Here is a 13,601-nt window from a genome sequence, read left to right on the forward strand (position 1 = left end):
CGGGTCGGCAAACGGACTCGTCCACCTGTGGTGGACGACGGACGTCCTCCGTGGCCGGGCTGCCGGGGCGGCGGGCCGGGTCGAACCGTGTCTAGCGCGACACGGTCGGCGGGCGACGGAGGACGCGGGTACTGCACGGACAGGCAGGTTTCACCCGGGCACCTCCTTCGCACCGAGCCCTCGCGAGGGCGGGACACCTCGAAGGTCGCACACAACTGCGTCCACAGCGCCCAGGACGAGCAAATTTGGACATTCACCAGTGTTCATGGCGACCGACGGACAGGGTATCAGCGGCAAACCCGATGACGGCGCGCATCCTCGAAGGATCGACGGGCATCCTCAGGGGAACGCGTGACCGGCGGAGGCGGAGCAGACTGGTCCCAGCGACAACCACCCCGGACCACCGGCCGAGGACGAGCAGCCCAGCGACGACGAGGGGTTCCCATGCGCACTACGCCGAGACCACTGCCGGAGTTGCCCACCGGCGTGCCCGTCGGGTCCTACCAGACCTACGCGGAGGCACAGCGGGCCGTCGACTTCCTGTCCGACAACAAGTTCCCGGTGGAGAACGTCTCCATCCTGGGCAACGACCTGCGGCTGGTCGAGCGGGTCACCGGCCGGCTGACCGAGGGGCGCGCGATCGGGGTCGGAGCCGCCGGCGGCGCCTGGTGGGGGCTGTTCGTCGGCATCCTGCTAAGCCTGTTCGCCCCGCGCGGCGCCAACACCATCCTGCTGCTCATCTTCGGCATCGTGATCGGCGTGATCTTCGGGATCATCTTCGGTTGGATCGGCTACCGCGCGACCGGCGGCCAGCGCGACTTCACCTCGATGACCCAGGTGGTCGCCGGGACGTACGACGTGATCTGCAAGGCCGACCATGCCGAGGACGCCCGGCAGCTGCTGGCCAGGCTCGCGCTCCAGCGGGGCGAGCTGTGAGGCGCGAGTGAGTGCCCACCAGCCAGAGCTGTGGCTGGCCAGACATGGCGAGACGGAGTGGAGCCGGGACGGACGTCATACGGGGAAGACCGACCTACCGCTGACCGAGGCGGGCGAGCGTGCCGCCTGGGCGCTGGGGGACCGGCTGGCCGGTACGTCGTTCGACCTGGTGGTCACCAGCCCGCTGGCGCGCGCCCGCGAGACCGCCCGACTGGCCGGCTTCGGTGACCGCGCGGTGGTCGAGCCGGACGTCCGGGAGTGGGACTACGGCGAGTACGAGGGGCGGACCACCCCCGACATCCGTACCGAGGTGCCGGGGTGGAGCGTGTGGAACGACCCGGTGCCCGGTGGGGAGTCCGCCGAGCAGGTCGGTGCCCGCGCCGACCGGGTGATCGACCGGATCCGGGAGGACGTGGCCGAGCGGGCGCTGATCGTCGCCCACGGGCACTTCCTGCGGGTGCTCGGCGCGCGCTGGCTGGGCCTCTCACCGCGCAACGGTGCGCACTTCCTGCTCGACGTGGCGACCGTCAGCGTGCTCGGCTGGGAACGCGAGACGCCGACGTTCGACCGCTGGAACTCCTGAACGGGCGAGCGGCCGTCCGGCCCTCCGGGCTCAGAGGTTCCAGGCGAGGAAACGGAGTTGCTCGGGCGCCATCCGGCGCCAGTAACCGACCGTGTGCGCGCCCGGCTGGAACCCGCCGGCCGGAGGCGGTGTCAGCCCGTTGACGAACTCCCGGGTCGCCGCCGCGAACGGGTCGTCGCGACCGCAGTCGACCCGCAGCCGGAGCCCGGCGAGTGGACGCTGGTCGGCGAACACGTTGTTGGCGGCGAAGTCGGTGGGCCCGTCGAACGCGCCGGGACGTACGTCCGCGTACTCCCGCCACAGCGCGGGACTGACGACGACCGCCGCCCCCACGAGGTCCGGTTGGGCCGCGGCGAACAGCAGGGCACCGAACCCGCCCATCGACCAGCCGATCAGGCCGATCCGATCCGTGCGCAGGCCGCGCTGGGCCAGCCGCGGAAGCAGTTCGGTGAGGAGCATCGCCTGCGGGTCGTCCCCGTTGCGGCGGCGGTGCCAGAACGTCGAGGCGCCGCCGTCGACGGACACCAGCGCGAACGGCGTCCGCCAGTCCGCCGCGTCCGCGGCCATGAATCGGTCCAGACCGAGCTCGTCGAACGGCGCGCGGTGGTCACCGCCACGCCCGTGGAGCGCGAGTACGACCGGCAGCGGGGCGTCGGTGGGGGAGCCGGGCGGATAGGCGACCGTCCAGGCGACCTGGGTGCCGGCCCGCGCCGCGGAGGTGAAGGTGCCGCTGAGCATCGGGCCCGGCGCGACGGCGGGAACAACGCCGTCCTCGCCGGTGAGTCCGAGCGCGGTGTGCATCATGGTCCGGCCGGGCACCAGCCTGGACTCGACCAGCCCGACGCCGGCGGCGGCCGCAGCGAGGGTTCCGATGCCCGCGGACAGGAGCGAGCGGCGACTCGGTGGCATGCGGACAATCGTGGCATGACCACTCAGACCGTGATCACCCAGGCAAACCAGACGCTCGGGCCGGGACGCTCAGGCCAGGATGTTCCAGCCGCGCAGCGCCTCCAGCAGGCCGGGCGTGGTGGGAAGCGCGGCGAGCTCGGCCGGGCTCACCCAGCGGGCGTCGGCCGCGTCGTCGCCCGCCCGTGGTGCCCCGCCTGGCGTGGCCGTCGTACACACGTAGTCGAGGATCAGGTAGGTGATCCCGCCCGGCCCGGGCCGCTCGACCGAGCCGAGCAGCCGCCCGGCGACGACGGACAGGCCGGTCTCCTCGGCCACCTCGCGCGCCACGGCGGCCGGCGCGGACTCACCCGGCTCGACCCGGCCGCCGGGCAGTGACCAGCGGCCGACGTCCGGCGGCCGGCCGCGGCGTACCACCAGCAGCCGGTGCTCCTCATCGCGGACGACCGCACCCACGCACAGCACCCGCCGCAGATCCATTCGGCCAGGCTATGGCGCCTGGCGTACGACACGTCCGAACGACCCTTGACGCGCGAAGCCGGAACGGGAACCGTCGTACCCATGAAGGGCGATCCCGTATGCCCGAGATGCCACCGGGGAGTCCGTGCGCCGTCGGCCTGGGCCGACCGGTGGACCTGCCCGGCGCACGGTGCGGTGCCTCCGCTGCAGCCGTTCGTCCAGCCCAGCGCCGATCTGGTGCGCTGGCTCGCCGCCCGGTCGCGGCTGCCGCTGTGGGTGCCGTGGCCGCTGCCGCACGCCTGGGTGATCACCGGCATCGGACACGCCGGTAGCGACGTCGAGGGGGTTCGCGCCACCGTCGTGGCCTGCTCGGGCCCGAACCCGTTGGGCGGCGCCGGCGAGCTCCTGCTGGTCGCGGAGGAGATGGGCGTCGGGCTCGGTGCGGCGTACGCCGGACTGGAGGGCACCGACCCCGGCGGGCGGGTCGGCCGGGGGACCCCCCAGGCGAAGGTCGAGGCCGACGGGCACCCGACGGCCCTGTGGCTGGCCGACGCACCGCCGGACCGCGCGGTCTACGTCGGCGAGTCGGCCGCGTCGTGGCTGTGGCTGGTCTTCCACCCCGACACCGCCGGCGCGCTGCTGCTGGAGCCGATCGAGCTGATGGACGTCCGCGCACTCGGCCACGAGGTCGACCTGCTGCCGTACGGCGCCCTCACGCCGAGGCTGCGCGACCCCTGACCGAACCTGACCGGCCGGGCGGTGGACCCCGGAGCCGGCCACACCCTAGGGTGTGCTGCACACCCTGGGTCTGACACGCCCGCACGATCCGCACTCCTCGCCCGCGCACACCGTCGTGAAGCCGGGCACCCGTCGGCTGGAGATCCGGTGCGTCTCATCGACCTGCACACCCACTCGAACTGCTCGGACGGAACCGACCCGCCGGCCGAACTCGTCCGGCGCGCGGCCGCTGCCGGGGTGGACGTCCTCGGGCTCACCGACCACGACACGTTCGCGGGCTGGGACGAGGCCCTGGCCGAGGCCAAGCGCCTGGGCGTGGGGCTGGTGCCCGGTGCGGAGGTGTCCTGCCGCCTGGGTGGGGTGAGCGTGCACATGCTGGCGTACCTCCCCGACCCCGACGACGCCGAGCTCGACCACACGCTCGAGCGGGTACGCGAGGGCCGCAACGCACGCGTGCCGCTCATCCTCGACCGGCTGCGCGAGCACGGCATCGACCTGACGCCCGAGGACGTCGCCGAACAGTCGCGGGCGGCCACCTCGCTCGGTCGCCCGCACGTCGCCGACGCGCTGGTCGCGCGAGGGTACGCACGGGACCGACGGGACGCCTTCGACAGGTGGCTGAGCGAGGGGAGGTCGGGGTACGTCACGCGGTACGCGCCGGACCCGGCCGAGGTGATCGGGCAGGTCCGAGCGGCCGGCGGTGTCTGCGTACTCGCCCATCCTCGTGGGCGTTCCAGCCACCGGGTTCTCACCGACGAGGTGATCGGTGACCTGGCCCGGGCCGGGCTGGCCGGCCTCGAGGTCGACCATCGCGACCACGCTCCGGAGGTGCGGGCGCGGTTGCGCGAACTCGCGGGCGAGCTGGACCTCGTGGTCACCGGTGCCAGCGACCATCACGGTGTCGGCAAGACCGACCACGACCTCGGATGCTTCAGCACCGGCGAGGAGGAGTTCGCCCGGCTGCTGGACCGCGCGCGGTCGGCGGCCGAGCGTTCCGGCCGGAAGACACCGGCGCCCTACCTTCCGTAGGCCCGGGGCCTGTTTGGCCCGCTCCCCGCCACTCCGGGACGCGTCCCGGGGGTGGGCCTTGGCAGGATGGCCGGATGAGCGCGATGGAGCAGCTGGGGTTCGACGCGATGCCGCGCCGGTTGTTCCGGGCGACACCGACCAGGTTGGTGACCTGGCTGGACTGCCCGCGCCGCTACCGGTTCACCTACCTCGACCGCCCCACGCCGCCGAAAGGTCCGCCGTGGGCACACAACAGCGTGGGCGCGGCCGTGCACACCGCACTGGCGGCCTGGTGGCGGCTTCCGGTGCCGGAGCGCACACCGGTGGCGGCCGCCCGGATCGCCTGGCGGGCCTGGATCGACGAGGGCTTCCGCGACGACGCCCAGAGCCAACGCTGGCGCATGCACGCGTGCCGGATGGTGGAGGACTACGTCGCGCACCTCGATCCGGCCGACGAGCCCGTCGGCGTCGAGCGCACCGTCGCCCTCACGACGGCCACGCTCGCGTTGTCCGGACGCGTGGACCGCGTCGACCTGCGTCCCGTCACGCACCACGGCTACCTCGACGAGGACGACGTGGACGCCCTGGACGCCGTCACTGATGTCGATGACAGCGACGGCGGCGAGCCCGAGGAGCCGAACGCCGGGAACCCGAACGTCGCCGCCGGTCACGACGACAGCGCCCTCGAACTCGTGGTGGTCGACTACAAGAGCGGCACCCGGGTGCTCACCACCGCCGACGCGCGAAGCTCGCTGGCACTCGCGGTCTACGCCGCCGCGACCGCCCGCACCCTGCGCAGGCCGTGCCGGAAGGTGGAGCTGCACCACCTCGCCTCGGGCACGGTCGTCGGCTGGGAGCACACCGAGGAGTCGCTGAGCCGTCACCTCCACCGGGCCGACCAGATGGGGGCGGAGGCGGCGCGGGCCGAGCAGGCGTTCGCACAGGGGCTGTCCGCGGCCGACCTCGACGAGGTGTTCCCGCCACGGCCGGGTCCGCTGTGCCAGTGGTGCGACTTCTCCGCGCACTGCCCGCAGGGACGCTCCGCCTATCCGACCCGGCGGCCGTGGGAAGCGCTGGACCCGAACGTCTAGGCCGCCGGGTGGCCGAGTCATGGGCACCCGGCCGAATCCCATGTGGGGAAGGTGCCGCGATTGTCATCGTGGCCCGCTCGCCCCGACGTAGTGCGGCACCTACGGTATGTACATGGATCTGCTTCGCCTGTTGACCACACCGCGCAAGTTGCTCGGCGGGGCGACGGTCGTGTTGTCGGCGCTGGCCGCGGTGTGGGTGTTCGGGCAGAACGACGGCAGGCTGCCGGCGGGCCTCGCACTTCTGCTGCCGGTCGTCATCCTCAGCGTCATGGCGTGGAAGCAACGGCGGCCCGGTCGCGGCTGGATCTACCTCTTCTTCGCGTGGGCGTTGGCCTTCGTGGCTTACGGCGCGTTGTTTCCCGGTGGGCTACGGCTACCCGGCTGACCCCGCCGTGTCGGGGTGGAGGGAGTTCCAGTACGCCGTGAGCACGTCCGCCGTGGCGTCGGGCCGGTCCACCGCGGGGGAGTGACCCGCACCGTCGATCTCGTGTACCGGCGCGCCGAGCCGGTCGGCCATTTCGCGTTGTACGGCAGGGCTCCACGCGTCGTCGTCGACGCCGAAGGCGACCATCGTGGGTACGCCGGTGCCGGCGAGTTCGGCCACCAGGTCTGGTGCCGCGACGAGCTGGCGGGTGAACTCGGTGAGCGAGACCGGGTTGTTGGCGCAGAACCTCCGGGCGAGAAATTCCTCGATGTGCGCGGGTTCCTCGGTTGCGCCGTTCCTGCGTTCGAGCTCGCGCTTGGCGGCGTACACCGCGGGCAGTCCCTGCGTGGGAATGGCTTCCACCATGAGGTCGAGCATCTGCGCCTGCCCACCGCCCAGCCCGGCCGGGCCGGAACCCAACAGGGTGATGGAGGCGAACGCTTCGGGCTTGACGAGCACCGCGGCCCGGGCGATCAGGCCGCCGAACGAGTGACCGACCAGGTGGACCGGGCCGGCATCCATCGCCTCGGCCATCGCGTACGCGTCCAGCCCGAGTTCGTAAAGGTCGTACGCCGACGGTTCGTCCGGTCCGGCGGTCTCGAACTGTCCGCGCTGGTCGACCGCCACCGCGCGTCGCCCGGTTCGGGCAAGCGCGGGCAGCAACGACAGAAAGTCCTCCTTGCTGCCGGTCCAGCCCGGAAGCAACAGGGCCGCCGAGCCGGGGGCGCCGGAACGCCGTGCGGCAGGCGTGGCATCAAGTACCGCGAACTCCCCCCGGGACGTGCCGAGCCACGCAGAGCGGACACCTGCGGGCAAGTCGAGGAACCTCGGCGTGCTCATGGAACGCCACGCTAGCGTTGCCGGAGTTCGGTGCTGCGACAGGGCGTGAAATTGCGCCACATAAACGCACTAGGATGGGCGCCCCGTGATCTTCGCGGAGTTCCCCGTTTCCTGTAAGGAGAGGTGCTGCCATGAGGCACGCCGCGTCGCGCGAGCGCCCGCGTCCGGGCACCCGGCTTCGTAGGTGGCGGCTGCTCGCGGCGGGCGGATCCGCACTTGTGGTTGCCGTTGCACTCCTCGGCGCTGTCGGCATGCTGCCTCTCGGGGATGTCCGCATGGTCGCCTCGGCCAAGAACTCCGTTCTGGACAACCGTTCCCGGCAGATCGCGGACCGTTCCCAGCGAGAATCCGCCGGAGAGCCGGCCGCGACCCCGCGGCCCACCGCATCTCCGTCGCCCAGCCGCACTCCTACCATCAAGCAGGCGCCGGCCGGCGTGGCCGACGCCACGGTGGCTCTGGACGCGGTGGCGGCGACCGTCGGCGACAAGATGCCCGCGGGCACCGGCAGCGGCAAGCGGATCGTCTACGCGCTCTCCGCCAACCACGTGTGGCTGGTCGACGCGGACAACACCGTGCACCGGTCCTATCTCGTGTCCGGTACGAAGTTCGGCCAGGTCTCACCGGGCACCTACCACGTGCTGCGCAAGCGCCGGCACACCACGAGCTACAACGGCCTTGACCGCATGCAGTACATGGTGACCTTCACCCACGGCCCGAACGCCGCGATCGGATTCCACGACATCCCGATCGTGATCTCCAGCGGCAAGGCGATCCAGACCCGGCTGCAGCTCGGCCAGTCGCTGTCGGACGGATGCGTACGACAGGACCCGCCCGACGCCAAGGCCCTGTGGGAGTTCGCGCCGGTGGGCACCACGGTCGTCGTCCTGCGCTAGTCCTGCCCTAGTCCTGCGCCGAGTCGGCGGTCGAGTCGGCGGTGCTCGGACCGCTCCCGTTGCCGCCACCGCTGCCACCGCGTCGGCGAGTGCGCGTACGACGTCGCCTGGGCGCGCTCGCTCCGGACTCGTCCCCACCGGAGTGCGCCGCCGGGGCGGACTGGTCGCGGCCCGCTTCGGGACCACCGCCGGTCGTGTCCGCGGGCTCGGCCACGCCGGCACCGTCACCGTGGTCGGCGACCACCACGCCGGCACGGGTGCGCCGACGCTGCCGGCTCCGCCGGGACCGCGGGCGGTCGCCGTGCTCCTCGTGCTCGTCGGACTGCCCGACCTCGGTCCTCCGGCCACGTCCGCCGTCGGCACCACCACCGGAGCGCCGTCGCTCCCGCGACCGTCCGCCCGGCTCGCGGCCGCGCTCGCGGTCGCCGGACCGGGTGTCGCCCTTCGGAGCGCCGACCCGGCCCGTCACCTCCTTCGGAATGCCGAGGTCGGTGAACAGGTGGTCGGAGGTGGAGTAGGTCTCCACCGGCTCCTCGAACGGCAGTCCGAGGGCGTTGTTGATCATCTTCCAGCGGGTCAGGTCGGCCCAGTCGACGAACGTCACCGCGATACCCGAGGCACCTGCGCGACCGGTCCGGCCGATGCGGTGGACGTAGGTCTTCTCGTCGTCGGGGCAGGTGTGGTTGATGACGTGGGTGACGCCCTCGACGTCGATGCCGCGCGCCGCGACGTCGGTGGCGACCAGGACGTCGACCATGCCCGAGCGGAAGCGTTCCAGCCCGCGCTCCCGGGCCACCTGGCCCAGGTCGCCGTGGATGGCGGCGACGGCGAACCCGCGGTCGGCCAGGTCGTCGGCCAGCCGCTGCGCCGCGCGCTTGGTCGTACAGAACAGCATCACCCGGCCGCAGCCCTCGGCCTGCAGGATCCGGGCGATCACCTCGGGCTTGTCGAGGTCGTGGCACCGGTAGACGAACTGCGCCGTGGCAGGGACGACCTGGCTCTCCTCGGCCGACTCGGCGCGGACGTTGATCGGGTGGCGCATGTGCCGCCGCGCCAACTGCACGATCGAACCGGGCATGGTGGCCGAGAACAGCATGGTCTGGCGCATCTCGTGCGTCTTGGCGATCAGCCGCTCGACGTCGGGCAGGAAGCCCAGGTCGAGCATGCGGTCGGCCTCGTCCAGCACCAGCAACTTGACGTGGGCCAGGTCGAGCGCCCTGCGGTCGGCGAGGTCGAGCAGCCGGCCGGGAGTGCCGACGACGACCTCCACGCCCTCGGCCAGCGCGTCGAGCTGGGGCTCGTAGGCAACCCCGCCGTAGACGGTGAGGATGCGGGCGGCACGCACGGACGCGGCGACCTTCAGGTCGGCGGTCACCTGAACCGCGAGCTCGCGGGTCGGGGCGACCACCAGCGCCTGGGGCTTGCCCGGCGCGTCCAGGTCGGCGAAGTCGCGGTCGGCGGGTACGACGATCCGCTGCAGCAGCGGGACCCCGAACGCCAGCGTCTTGCCCGTACCGGTCCGCGCCTGAGCGATCAGGTCGGCGCCGGTGAGCGCGATGGGAACCGCCATCTCCTGGATCGGGAAGGGTTCGGTGATCCCGACGTGCGCGAGGGCCTCGACGATGTCGGGCAGCGCGCCAAGTTCTTTGAAGGTCGTCAGAGCTTCTCGCCTCTTGGTTCGTCACACTCGGTGGTGTGCTGGATCTGGACTGTGCGCGTAGGGGTGGGGCTGCGACGTCCGCGCGGCGGCCAGCAGATGATCAATGGCTGCCGGGACGGCTCCCCGCCACCGTGAGTCTATCCGCCGTCCCGTCGGCCGCCTTTACCAGGCGGCCAGACCGCGCTCGCCGACACCGCTACGCGCTCCTGCTCCGCCCTGCCGGACGGGCGCGGATGCCCCGCTCACCCTTCGCCGCCTGATCCACGGGAAACGCCCTAAGCTCGGCGCATGAGCGAGAGTCAGGAGAGTTCGCCTGCCCGCACGTCGTCCGCCGGTGTCGCGGCCTACGACGATCCGGTCTACCGGCCCGCGGTGATCGACCTGCTCGGCGTGCTGGCGTACGGCGAGCTGACCGCCTTCGAACGCCTCGCGGACGACGCCACCCTGGCGCCCACGCTGGAGGACAAGGCGGAGCTGGCCGCCCTGGCGGTGACGGAGTTCCACCACTACGAACGCCTGCGCGACCGGCTGCGGGACCTCGGCGTCGAGCCGGTCTCGGCGATGCGGCCGTTCCAGGCGGCGCTGGACACCTTCCACCACCACACCGCGCCCGCCGACTGGCTGGAGGGACTGGTGAAGGCGTACGTCGGTGACGGCATCGCCACCGACTTCTACCGCGAGGTGGCCGCCTACGTCGACGCTGACACCCGCGCGCTGGTGCTGGAGGTGCTCGAGAACACCGGGCACGCGGTGTTCGTGGTGGATCGGGTCCGCAAGGCCATCGCGGAGGAGCCCCGGATCGGCGGCCGGCTCGCACTGTGGGGGCGGCGGCTGGTGGGGGAGGCGCTGTCGCAGGCCCAGCGGGTCGCCGCCGAACGCGACGTGCTCACCGCGCTGCTGGTCGGCGGGGTGGACCGCCCCGGCATGGACCTCGCGGCGATCGGCCGGATGTTCGCCCGGCTGACCGAGAAGCACGCCCAGCGGATGGCCACGCTCGGCCTGCAGGCCTAGGGCGCGGTCGGAGGACGAAACCTGGCGAGCGGGAAGGCGAAGGACGCGCCGGCCGGGCCTGGCGGGCCCGGACCTGCGCGTCCTGTCGTACGGCGTGGTTCGAGTGGCGCTGTGAGCTCAGTAGCGTCCCGAACCGGACTCGCTGAACCGTTGGGAACTCAGACGAGGATTCGTACGTACCTCATCTTGTGATGCATTACCTCCCGCGGCGGCTGGTCAGAGCCGACGCGATCGCCACGAAGATGGCGGCGAGGACGATGCTGATGATCCAGCGGATCCAGTCAGGACCAGACGTCGACGCGACACCCAGCGCGCCGGCGACCCAGTACCCGACCAGGACGCCGACGATGCCGCAGACAATGGTCAGCCAGATCGGGATGTTGTCCCGGTTGCTCGGAGCTACCCACTTCCCGAGCAGGCCGATGATGATGCCTGCGATCAGAAGGCCGATAAGGCTCATCTAGGTCACCTTCCATGGAGCTGCAAATGTGATCCCCCCGGGGCCCGTTCGGGCCCTGGGGCGGTGCTCCCTCGACCGAAGCCGTTCGTCCCCCGTGGGTGGCGTGGCCGATGGGGTTACATGGCGCCGAATCCGACGCGACGCTCCGACTCGGGACCGATCTCGACGTAGGCAAGCTTGGCGGCGGGAACGACGACACGGCGGCCTCGCTCGTCAGCCAGGCTGAGCAACCCGTCTTCGCCGTGGAGAGCCTTGCTCACCGCGGCTTCGACGGCCTCGGGACTGTCGTTGCTCTCCAACACGATCTCCCGAGGAGCGTGCTGGACACCGATCTTGACCTCCACGTGGTCGCCCTCTCTTCTTCGTCGTTTGTCCATGTGTCGGGGCGCTTTGTCGGTCGGTTGACCGCCGGTGCCCCAGTTCGGCGGCCTCTCACCCCCATGGTGCACCGGCGGGACGAGGCTAGCCGAGAACGTGCACTAAGTCGCGCAGGATCATCCCGCTTCGTCCCTTTGCCGCACCCGCCGTCGAGCGGGGCGAAACCGACGCCGTAGCGGTGCCGTTGTGGGTGGTCACTCGGCCCGGGGGAACCCCCGGATGCCCCGCCACGCGAGGGTGGTCAACAGTCTGGTGGCCTCGTCCCGGCCGATCGTGCCGTCCGAGGACAGCCACCACCGCGCGGTGACCTGGGCGGTGCCGGCGAGCCCGGCGGCCAGCAGGAGCGCCTGCTCCCTGGGGACCCCGGCGTCCTCCTGGATGACGTCGGCGATGGCGTCCGCGCACTGGTGGGCCACCCGGTCCACCCGCTCGCGGACGGCGGGCTCGCCGGTCAGGTCGGACTCGAACACCAGGCGGAACGTGCCGTCCTCGTCGCTCACGAAGTCGAGGTAGGCCCGCATCGTCGCCGCGACCCGCTGCTGGTTGTCGGTCGTGGAGGCCAAGGCGGTGCGTACGGCGTCCACCAGGCCGTCGCAGGTGGCGTCGAGCAGGGCGAGATACAGCTCGAGCTTGCTCGGGAAGTGCTGGTACAGCACGGGTTTGCTGACTCCCGCGCGGTCGGCGATGTCGTCCATCGCGGCGGCGTGGTAACCGACCGCGACGAAGACCTGGCGTGCCGCGTCGAGCAGTTGGGCACGTCGGGCCAGCCGGGGAAGTCGGCCGCCGCGCGGGCGGGCCTCGGACACGGTCACGTGCGCTCCTCAGTGCCTGCGGTCAGCGGTAGTCGTCGTCATCGAGGTCGACCTCGATGTGTTGTTCGACGAAGTCGGCCTCGGGGGCCTCGATGTCGGGCTCCTCCGACTCCTCGGCCGTCTCCTCGGCGTCGGCGGGCCCCTCCTCGCGGGAGGGCACCTCGACCTCGCCGTCGAAAGGTACCTCGGTCTCGGACATGGCCTGCCTCCTCATTCCATCCGTTCCATCCGTGCGCGAACCGGCCGCGACGCGGGCGGACCGAGCGTTCGAGTCCGGCGTACCCACCGCCTTCCTCCCGACAGTAACCCGACAGTAACCGCGAAGCCCCGTCGGCGGCAGCCCGAACCGCGCGAATCGGGCGAGTGCCCGCAACCACCCGCCTCCGCGCCGAGCGGTCAGGGCAGCCGCTGCTCCAGCGTGGACAGTTCGGCGAACAGGTCCCCCAACTCCTCCACCCGGTCGAGGACCTCCGCCGGCCCGAAGGACAGCGCGTCGGCCTCCTCGCAGCCCTCGACCTCCTCCCAGGTGAGCGGGGTGGAGACCGTGGGGGTCTCCCGCCCGCGCAGGGAGTACGCCGCGATGGTCGTCTTCGCGGGGTTGTTCTGGCTCCAGTCGAGCAGCACCTTGCCCGGCCGCAGGGACCTGCGCATCGAGGAGACCACCAGCTCGGGGTGGTCGTGGGCGAGCTTCCCGGCCAGCTCCTTGGCGTACGCCGAGGTCGTCTCCCCGGAGGTCTCGGCGATCGGGACGTAGAGCTGCATGCCCTTCCCGCCGGAGGTCTTGGCCCAGGCGCGCAGCCCGTCGGCGTCGAACAGGTCGCGCAGGAGCAGGGCCACCTCGCAGCACGCCACCAGGTCGGCCGGCGGGCCCGGGTCGAGGTCGACCACGAGCAGGTCCGGCCGCCGGACGCCGCCGCGCGGGCCGACCCGCCACTGCGGGACGTGCAGCTCCAGAGCGGCGAGGTTGGCCAGCCACACCAGCGTCGGCAGGTCGTCGGCGACGACGTACTCGACCTCCTCCCGGTCGCGGGTGCTGCCCGGAGAGGCGACGGTGACGGTGCGTACCCAGTCGGGGGTGCCGCGGGGGACGTTCTTCTCGAAGAACGGCTGCCCGCTCACTCCGTCCGGCCACCGCTTGCGGGTCAGCGGGCGGTCGGTGAGCCGGGGGAGCAGCGCCGGCGCGATCCGCGAGTAGTAGTCGAGGACCTCACCCTTGGTGAACCCGACCTCGGGGTAGAGCACCTTGTCGAGGTTGGACAGGGAGAGCACGTGCCCGTCGATGCGGACGCGGGTCGCCTTGTCTGCCATGGAGACCATCCTGCTCGGTCGCGGCGGGTTCGGCCAGGCGAGCCGCCCGCGGCGCGCCGCGGACACTCAGTGGGCAGACGCAGTGGGCAGACGC

The 13,601-nt window shown here is 72.0% G+C and carries 17 protein-coding genes; 8 read left to right on the plus strand and 9 right to left on the minus strand.

Going from position 1 to position 13,601, the window contains the following annotated elements:
- Positions 1-444: 444 nt before the first annotated feature.
- Entirely contained in the window at positions 445-936 is a 492-nt protein-coding gene (locus F4554_RS07575) for a YflT domain-containing protein (RefSeq protein WP_179786726.1), read from the plus strand.
- 7 nt (positions 937-943) lie between these two features.
- Positions 944-1,519: a histidine phosphatase family protein gene (locus tag F4554_RS07580; protein WP_337795922.1), complete on the plus strand. Its 576-nt coding sequence runs from the start codon at positions 944-946 to the stop codon at positions 1,517-1,519.
- A 30-nt stretch (positions 1,520-1,549) separates the two neighbouring features.
- On the opposite strand, the gene F4554_RS07585 is transcribed toward F4554_RS07580, so the two are convergent.
- Positions 1,550-2,428 (minus strand): alpha/beta hydrolase, encoded by an 879-nt coding sequence (locus tag F4554_RS07585; protein WP_179786728.1) that lies wholly within the window; start codon positions 2,426-2,428, stop codon positions 1,550-1,552.
- Positions 2,429-2,497: 69 nt separating this feature from the next.
- Entirely contained in the window at positions 2,498-2,905 is a 408-nt protein-coding gene (locus F4554_RS07590; RefSeq protein WP_179786729.1) for an NUDIX hydrolase, read from the minus strand.
- 81 nt (positions 2,906-2,986) lie between these two features.
- Here F4554_RS07590 and F4554_RS07595 point away from each other — a divergent pair, with 81 nt between their 5' ends.
- The 4 genes from F4554_RS07595 to F4554_RS07610 all read left to right on the plus strand — a co-directional run bounded on the left by F4554_RS07595 (position 2,987) and on the right by F4554_RS07610 (position 6,106).
- Positions 2,987-3,622 (plus strand): DUF6758 family protein, encoded by a 636-nt coding sequence (locus F4554_RS07595; RefSeq protein ID WP_179786730.1) that lies wholly within the window; start codon positions 2,987-2,989, stop codon positions 3,620-3,622.
- 147 nt (positions 3,623-3,769) lie between these two features.
- Positions 3,770-4,651 (plus strand): PHP domain-containing protein, encoded by an 882-nt coding sequence (locus F4554_RS07600; protein ID WP_337795923.1) that lies wholly within the window; start codon positions 3,770-3,772, stop codon positions 4,649-4,651.
- A gap of 74 nt (positions 4,652-4,725) precedes the next feature.
- Positions 4,726-5,721 carry a RecB family exonuclease gene (locus tag F4554_RS07605; protein ID WP_202889189.1) on the plus strand — a complete coding sequence of 332 codons (996 nt, stop codon included), beginning with the start codon at positions 4,726-4,728 and terminating at the stop codon, positions 5,719-5,721.
- Between the two features lie 112 nt (positions 5,722-5,833).
- The gene (locus F4554_RS07610) at positions 5,834-6,106 is read left to right on the plus strand and encodes a hypothetical protein (RefSeq protein WP_179786731.1); all 273 of its coding nucleotides are present in this window, start codon (positions 5,834-5,836) and stop codon (positions 6,104-6,106) included.
- On the opposite strand, the gene F4554_RS07615 is transcribed toward F4554_RS07610, so the two are convergent.
- The gene (locus F4554_RS07615; RefSeq protein ID WP_179786732.1) at positions 6,095-6,985 is read right to left on the minus strand and encodes an alpha/beta fold hydrolase; all 891 of its coding nucleotides are present in this window, start codon (positions 6,983-6,985) and stop codon (positions 6,095-6,097) included. The two genes, F4554_RS07610 and F4554_RS07615, sit on opposite strands and share 12 nt — an antisense overlap.
- Before the next feature lie 131 nt (positions 6,986-7,116).
- Here F4554_RS07615 and F4554_RS07620 point away from each other — a divergent pair, with 131 nt between their 5' ends.
- Positions 7,117-7,878: a L,D-transpeptidase gene (locus F4554_RS07620; protein WP_179786733.1), complete on the plus strand. Its 762-nt coding sequence runs from the start codon at positions 7,117-7,119 to the stop codon at positions 7,876-7,878.
- Between the two features lie 7 nt (positions 7,879-7,885).
- Here F4554_RS07620 and F4554_RS07625 read toward each other — a convergent pair whose 3' ends face one another.
- A complete protein-coding gene (locus F4554_RS07625) occupies positions 7,886-9,448 on the minus strand; it encodes a DEAD/DEAH box helicase (protein WP_179786734.1) in 1,563 nt (520 codons plus the stop codon).
- Between the two features lie 378 nt (positions 9,449-9,826).
- Here F4554_RS07625 and F4554_RS07630 point away from each other — a divergent pair, with 378 nt between their 5' ends.
- Positions 9,827-10,549 (plus strand): ferritin-like fold-containing protein, encoded by a 723-nt coding sequence (locus F4554_RS07630; protein WP_179786735.1) that lies wholly within the window; start codon positions 9,827-9,829, stop codon positions 10,547-10,549.
- Positions 10,550-10,745: 196 nt separating this feature from the next.
- Here F4554_RS07630 and F4554_RS07635 read toward each other — a convergent pair whose 3' ends face one another.
- From F4554_RS07635 to ligD, 5 genes are all read right to left on the minus strand, one after another.
- On the minus strand, positions 10,746-11,009 hold the full coding sequence (locus F4554_RS07635) for a GlsB/YeaQ/YmgE family stress response membrane protein (RefSeq protein ID WP_179786736.1): 264 nt from the start codon (positions 11,007-11,009) through the stop codon (positions 10,746-10,748).
- A gap of 116 nt (positions 11,010-11,125) precedes the next feature.
- A complete protein-coding gene (locus tag F4554_RS07640) occupies positions 11,126-11,353 on the minus strand; it encodes a DUF3107 family protein (RefSeq protein ID WP_179786737.1) in 228 nt (75 codons plus the stop codon).
- Between the two features lie 228 nt (positions 11,354-11,581).
- Positions 11,582-12,199: a TetR family transcriptional regulator gene (locus F4554_RS07645; RefSeq protein WP_179786738.1), complete on the minus strand. Its 618-nt coding sequence runs from the start codon at positions 12,197-12,199 to the stop codon at positions 11,582-11,584.
- 22 nt (positions 12,200-12,221) lie between these two features.
- On the minus strand, positions 12,222-12,398 hold the full coding sequence (locus tag F4554_RS07650; protein ID WP_179786739.1) for a hypothetical protein: 177 nt from the start codon (positions 12,396-12,398) through the stop codon (positions 12,222-12,224).
- Positions 12,399-12,595: 197 nt separating this feature from the next.
- Entirely contained in the window at positions 12,596-13,507 is a 912-nt protein-coding gene (gene ligD, locus F4554_RS07655; RefSeq protein WP_238341239.1) for a non-homologous end-joining DNA ligase, read from the minus strand.
- Positions 13,508-13,601: the final 94 nt, after the last annotated feature.

Origin of the sequence: Actinopolymorpha rutila (assembly GCF_013407855.1) — a bacterium.
Taxonomy (GTDB): domain Bacteria; phylum Actinomycetota; class Actinomycetes; order Propionibacteriales; family Actinopolymorphaceae; genus Actinopolymorpha; species Actinopolymorpha rutila.

What these genes read in the sequence shown, in the direction of transcription:
- F4554_RS07575 (WP_179786726.1), top strand. Translation starts at nt 445, where the DNA reads ATGCGCACTACGCCGAGACCACTGCCGGAGTTGCCCACCGGCGTGCCC.
- F4554_RS07585 (WP_179786728.1), bottom strand. Translation starts at nt 2,428, where the DNA reads ATGCCACCGAGTCGCCGCTCGCTCCTGTCCGCGGGCATCGGAACCCTC.
- F4554_RS07590 (WP_179786729.1), bottom strand. Translation starts at nt 2,905, where the DNA reads ATGGATCTGCGGCGGGTGCTGTGCGTGGGTGCGGTCGTCCGCGATGAG.
- F4554_RS07595 (WP_179786730.1), top strand. Translation starts at nt 2,987, where the DNA reads ATGAAGGGCGATCCCGTATGCCCGAGATGCCACCGGGGAGTCCGTGCG.
- F4554_RS07605 (WP_202889189.1), top strand. Translation starts at nt 4,726, where the DNA reads ATGAGCGCGATGGAGCAGCTGGGGTTCGACGCGATGCCGCGCCGGTTG.
- F4554_RS07610 (WP_179786731.1), top strand. Translation starts at nt 5,834, where the DNA reads ATGGATCTGCTTCGCCTGTTGACCACACCGCGCAAGTTGCTCGGCGGG.
- F4554_RS07615 (WP_179786732.1), bottom strand. Translation starts at nt 6,985, where the DNA reads ATGAGCACGCCGAGGTTCCTCGACTTGCCCGCAGGTGTCCGCTCTGCG.
- F4554_RS07620 (WP_179786733.1), top strand. Translation starts at nt 7,117, where the DNA reads ATGAGGCACGCCGCGTCGCGCGAGCGCCCGCGTCCGGGCACCCGGCTT.
- F4554_RS07625 (WP_179786734.1), bottom strand. Translation starts at nt 9,448, where the DNA reads ATGGCGGTTCCCATCGCGCTCACCGGCGCCGACCTGATCGCTCAGGCG.
- F4554_RS07630 (WP_179786735.1), top strand. Translation starts at nt 9,827, where the DNA reads ATGAGCGAGAGTCAGGAGAGTTCGCCTGCCCGCACGTCGTCCGCCGGT.
- F4554_RS07635 (WP_179786736.1), bottom strand. Translation starts at nt 11,009, where the DNA reads ATGAGCCTTATCGGCCTTCTGATCGCAGGCATCATCATCGGCCTGCTC.
- F4554_RS07650 (WP_179786739.1), bottom strand. Translation starts at nt 12,398, where the DNA reads ATGTCCGAGACCGAGGTACCTTTCGACGGCGAGGTCGAGGTGCCCTCC.
- ligD (WP_238341239.1), bottom strand. Translation starts at nt 13,507, where the DNA reads ATGGCAGACAAGGCGACCCGCGTCCGCATCGACGGGCACGTGCTCTCC.